This is a genomic window from Pseudomonas sp. ANT_H4 (assembly GCF_008369295.1).
Classification (GTDB): domain Bacteria; phylum Pseudomonadota; class Gammaproteobacteria; order Pseudomonadales; family Pseudomonadaceae; genus Aquipseudomonas.
Window position 1 is genome coordinate 1 of the sequence record NZ_VOBG01000055.1, and the last position, 4,847, is coordinate 4,847.

A 4,847-nucleotide genomic window follows, 5' to 3' on the forward strand; every position below is an offset into this window, starting at 1 on the left:
GGCTGAAGCCTTGGGCATGACTGATTTGAATGGTGGCGCGCTCTTCAACGCTGAGTTCGGTATAAGACATAGGGGCAGCACCGTACCGGAAAGGTCAGGTGTTGCACTCAGTTTTTGCCGCCGCCGAGCTAAAAAAGCAGAACTAGAAATTAAAAATCTTTTAGTTGAGAAATCGCAAGCGGAAGTAGAGGTTTCACAGCTTAATATTTACAACTCAAACATTGATAGTGCCATTGAAGAACTGAAAGCAAATGGCACATATGAAACACGCTCAAAAATAAACTTGTTGTTTCATGAAATTATCAAAAGCATCGTTATTGATTTTGAACTTAATGATTACGCCATCATGTTTAAGAATGGTGCTAAACGCTTTATAAACGATGGCATCATCCAGAATGTTTTTAGAACAACAGACAACAAGCAAAAACAAAGTGAACTTGATGAAATATTGAATTGGAAAAGAAATCAATAGAGAACCTAATCAGTTCACAAGGTTGCCTTTTAAGGTAGCCTTTTTTGTTCTCGCTTGAAAATAAAATAATACATGGTAACTTGTAGTTAAATAACTCAATTACTGAAAGTATGAGTATTTATCAACCAGTTGATGGTAATTTCACACTTTCACTTCGTGAAAGCCGCTACGCTTGCGAAATGACCACTGGTGCCTAGTCGGCAGGACAGAAACAAAAGCAACGGCAACACCTACTGTTCAACAAGAAAATTCTCACCATCTACAATGGCTCTAATTTCTCTTGTAGAACACTTTGCGAAGACTCCTCACCCTTTTAGGGTCGTAGCCTTACGCAGTCACCAGCGACCTTGTGGGTCTTCTGAGTGACAAAGACAACTCAGTTCACCTACCCGGTGAACATCGATCAGGAGCAAGATGTCCAAAACCAAAAGTATGATCTGGAAAAGATTAAATTTCACCAGTGGTAACCGTGTTAAGAAAACCCCCGGCATCAATCAACTTAAATCATCACTTGAACATTCTTTAAGAATTGTTCAAAAAAATGACCTTGAATTTAATAAGGACCTTATTGAAAAGAACATTGTTTTTTTCAATAACAAACTTACAAAAATGGATAAACTTTCGATTGATGACCGAAAGGAAATGTTCAAATCCATTTATGAGCCACTCACTGAACAAAAACAAGACAGTGGACAATTAGCCGAAGTTAATTGTGAGTTGTCCAGATACGCTTATAAATTAAAAGAACTTATCAAAAAAAATGAAGATGGTGAATTAACATCGTTTCTCCAAGCTTTGCTTCAAAACCCAGAAGCTGTTGATGTTGCCTCTTCAAATGCTATTGATGGAATGAATGTTCAACGCAAGAAACAAAAGGTTTCTTGTATCAATAAATACATAGAACTAAAAAACAAATCCATAGAACTTAATAAAGCCGATGATGATTTTAGTTTGAAAAAAACAGTTATCCAAGAAGCATTTTGGAAATTCCCATTTAATCAATGCGTAGATTATGTAAAGCCCACTGATTATATGAATATAATAAACAACTTTTACAAAGAAAACCTACCTGATTATCCTGTTAAGTTAATCGTTTTTCATGGTGATGAAATCACCAGTGAACACGATGACAACTTAGGAGTTCACCCACATATATTTATAGATGGGAAAAACAAAAGAACAGGGAAATATGACCTAATCAATGATGAGTTTAAAATGGTTAATAGTTTTTTGAAAAGTGAGGGGAAACCTGAAATTGAAGGCAGAAGCTTCTCCGACGCTCAGGCACTAGGCGAAGCCTACCAGAAAATGATTTATGCCTTTGTTAACAAGGAACTTGTTAAAAAGGGTTATGATTTTCAAGTTGAGGTACTGCCTGAAACAGAAGATAAAAAAATAAGAAGAAAGTTAATCAATGATGACGCTTCAAAGCCCAAGATGTTTAGAGCATATAATTCAATAAATAAAAGTATTGAAGAGCTTGAAGCTCTTAGTAAAGAATTAAAACAAAAGGCTGAGGATAAAGCTAGATTAGACAAAGACCTTAAAAGAATTTTAGGTGCTAATCGCATTTATAAAACTGAAAACGAACAACTTACAACCACCAACGAAGAGCTTAGCTTGAAGATTGATGATGGTAAAAAAGAAGTTAATACTATTGTTGATAACATTCTTATATTGCAGCAAAATGAAGATAAATTAGTTTCTTCAATAAGTTCAAAAACCGATGAAATCAACGAGCTTGATATTAAAATCGAAGACAAAAGAACCTATTATGAAAGACTTACGGACGCGTTTTCATCTGTTAAAAACTTCGTTGAGGCTTGTATTAATCGCAGCATCAATTACCAACAATCAAAACCTAACAAAGCACAACTTGATAAAATAAACGACCAATTGAAGTTAATGCATAAAGAACTTGATTCGCCTGATGGTCAAAAATACATCAATGAGTTTTTAGATGTTCAAGAAGTTGAACTTGAAAAAAATGATATTCCTGTAAAGTTTGAAGGCGGCTTTTTGGATAAAAAGAAAAACAGATTAGCAAAAATCAAGACGTGATTTTTTTGTAGAAGATAAATAATAAAAGCCCTATGGGCTTTTTGTATTACACGACTTCATTAGAACGGTAGTTCTTCATCGAATTCTTCAAATGAGATTTTTTCTTTACTTAGACTTTTTTCTTTTGGTTCAGGCAATGGTTTGTCTCTTCTTTTTTCAAATTCAATTTCGTACCCTGCTAGCTCACGGCCATTTTTTATTACCTTTGCACTTTTCAAAAAACCAATGCTTATTAGTTGCTCATGGGATTTTTTTATGGTTTTTAAAACCTCCTTTCTATCATATCCCTCGGAGTTCAATCGTTTCATTATGCTTTCAATTTTAAACTCTACGGTAGTTTCATATTTGTTTGTGAAGTAGAACATGTAAAGCATTTTTGCATAGTCGCCACTTATCTCTTTGAACTGGTCAAGCTTGAGATTAAAAATTAAGTCTGGGTCATGCTTGTAGAAGTTTTCAAAAAATTTGCTGAAAGTTATCTTTATCTCTTCTCTATTTTCTTCGCTTTCTTCAACGTGGGTCAATAAATGGCACTTGTATGTTTTGGGGCCGTATGAAAACTTTAAGTAGAAATCAAGCATATTATCAAGCGACTGCTTTAATTTCTCTATGTAAACCTTTTTATTGCTCGGGTGAACCTTGTGGAACTTCATAAATTGATTGAGGTTGATTGTGAATGAAAGCTTTTCGGATTTTATCTTTTTTTGAAGAATGTAATAAAATACGTCAAAATCAAAACCCACTGACAAAGGGTAGAAACGCATTTCAACATTTTTATAACCATAAAGACTGTCAATTTTTAACTCAGTTCTTTTGCGTTCTCCATTTTTAACTGATTGGAATATTGGCAAGTGAAGAATTGACTTGGCAAACGTCATGTATGCGTCTTGTGCGTAAATCTTTTTTTTGGTTTCAAGCTGGTTAAATATTAGCTCCATTGAGGCTCCTTTTGTTATTCTGTTAATACTATCTAATCATAGATTTGGAGTAAGTCAATAGAATAACGGGCACCTAGTATTTTAATGCTACATATAACGACCACCTTATACTTCATAGAACGCCCCCCCTATCTGCATAGAACGACCCCCTTATCACCATATAACGACCCCCTTATGCACCTGAAAAACTGCTTATTCTCAACTTAAAACAGGCCTCTTAAATGCTCTTAATTACTTTTAAATACTTTTACAATCAAAATCAAAAGCCATGCCCCGTTCGGGGCGAAAAGTCAAAAGCATCTGGGAAAGGCGAACGAAGTTCGTAGATTTGAGTAGCGAAGCGAAGCAAATCATAAAACGAAGTTTTTCCAGTGCTTTACTACCGTGTGTGTGACACTTTGAAAATTATAAACCCCTCGCCCTATCGGATTGAACCGGGAATAAAGTCAAAAGCATCTGGTAGCTTCGCTTTTAGAAAAGCAACGAAATGCTTTTAAAAATACAGCTCACGCAAATGACGTTTTTAGAGTAGGTAAGCGTTTAACGCTACCCTAATATCAATTAATTGAAATAATGAGTTTTATGGTAGTTTTTGTAAGTTGTGCTTTATTTTGAAATCGAGTGGTAGGGTTTGAAAATTTTCATTCTCGGAGGTGGCCCACCCCCCACGTTTTTTAGTGAAATTAAACTGGGAGCGATTTTTAAGTGTATCGATGTTTTTTATTCTGGTGGTTAGTTGCAAAATGTAATTAAGTAAAATGTGAATAGCGTTGACCGGTAATCCGGAACAAAGTCTGACTATAAATATATTTTTGTTTTGCTATTGACAGCGTTTTTTGCCGTATTTAAGCCATTATTTGATGGTCGGAAAAATTGAATTATCAATAATTTGACATAAAGTTATAAAAAAGTTTGGGGCTTTTTTTTTGAAAAAACATTTTAATGCTTGCAGGACGAAGATGAGATTTTTGGTCGGAAAAGAGTTGTTTTTGATTTGGCACAAATTTCACTTATAAAATTCTATGTGCTCAATTTTTATGCTTGAACAAGTTCAACCACAAAAATCGACCTCCCTCGAATTTACATACCTTGGTGATATGATGTAATCTATCGTTTCAAACGGGCTATTATTGGAGAGTGTGATGGAGTGGATTATTGGGTTGGGCTTGGTCGTTGCTGCATGGTTTTTTTATAGCAAAAACGCTGGGGACACCAACTTAAAAAGAGTTAGGGCAATAAATTATATGCTTGGCGGTTGCAGGAGCTGAGTGCAACACGGTCATTGAATTGAAGCTGGAGCATCATGCCGCATAGCCATGGCCTTCTGCATCACCTCGCCCATAACTTCGATTGGGCATTTGAAGTCGAAGCGCTTA

Annotated in this window: 3 protein-coding genes; 2 read left to right on the forward strand and 1 reads right to left on the reverse strand. The window is 35.3% G+C overall.

The genetic code is table 11. The features are described from left to right. Both FQ182_RS29970 and FQ182_RS29325 read left to right on the forward strand, forming a co-directional pair. A partial coding sequence (locus FQ182_RS29970; RefSeq protein WP_218575115.1) for a hypothetical protein occupies nucleotides 1-472 on the forward strand: 472 nt, incomplete at its 5' end. A gap of 414 nt (nucleotides 473-886) precedes the next feature. Next, complete coding sequence (locus FQ182_RS29325; RefSeq protein WP_149415320.1) at nucleotides 887-2,533, forward strand: hypothetical protein; 1,647 nt, start codon at nucleotides 887-889, stop codon at nucleotides 2,531-2,533. 59 nt (nucleotides 2,534-2,592) lie between these two features. Here FQ182_RS29325 and FQ182_RS29330 read toward each other — a convergent pair whose 3' ends face one another. After that, nucleotides 2,593-3,471: a hypothetical protein gene (locus FQ182_RS29330; protein ID WP_149415319.1), complete on the reverse strand. Its 879-nt coding sequence runs from the start codon at nucleotides 3,469-3,471 to the stop codon at nucleotides 2,593-2,595. Nucleotides 3,472-4,847 lie beyond the last annotated feature (1,376 nt).

What these genes read in the sequence shown, in the direction of transcription:
- FQ182_RS29325 (WP_149415320.1), top strand. Translation starts at nt 887, where the DNA reads ATGTCCAAAACCAAAAGTATGATCTGGAAAAGATTAAATTTCACCAGT.
- FQ182_RS29330 (WP_149415319.1), bottom strand. Translation starts at nt 3,471, where the DNA reads ATGGAGCTAATATTTAACCAGCTTGAAACCAAAAAAAAGATTTACGCA.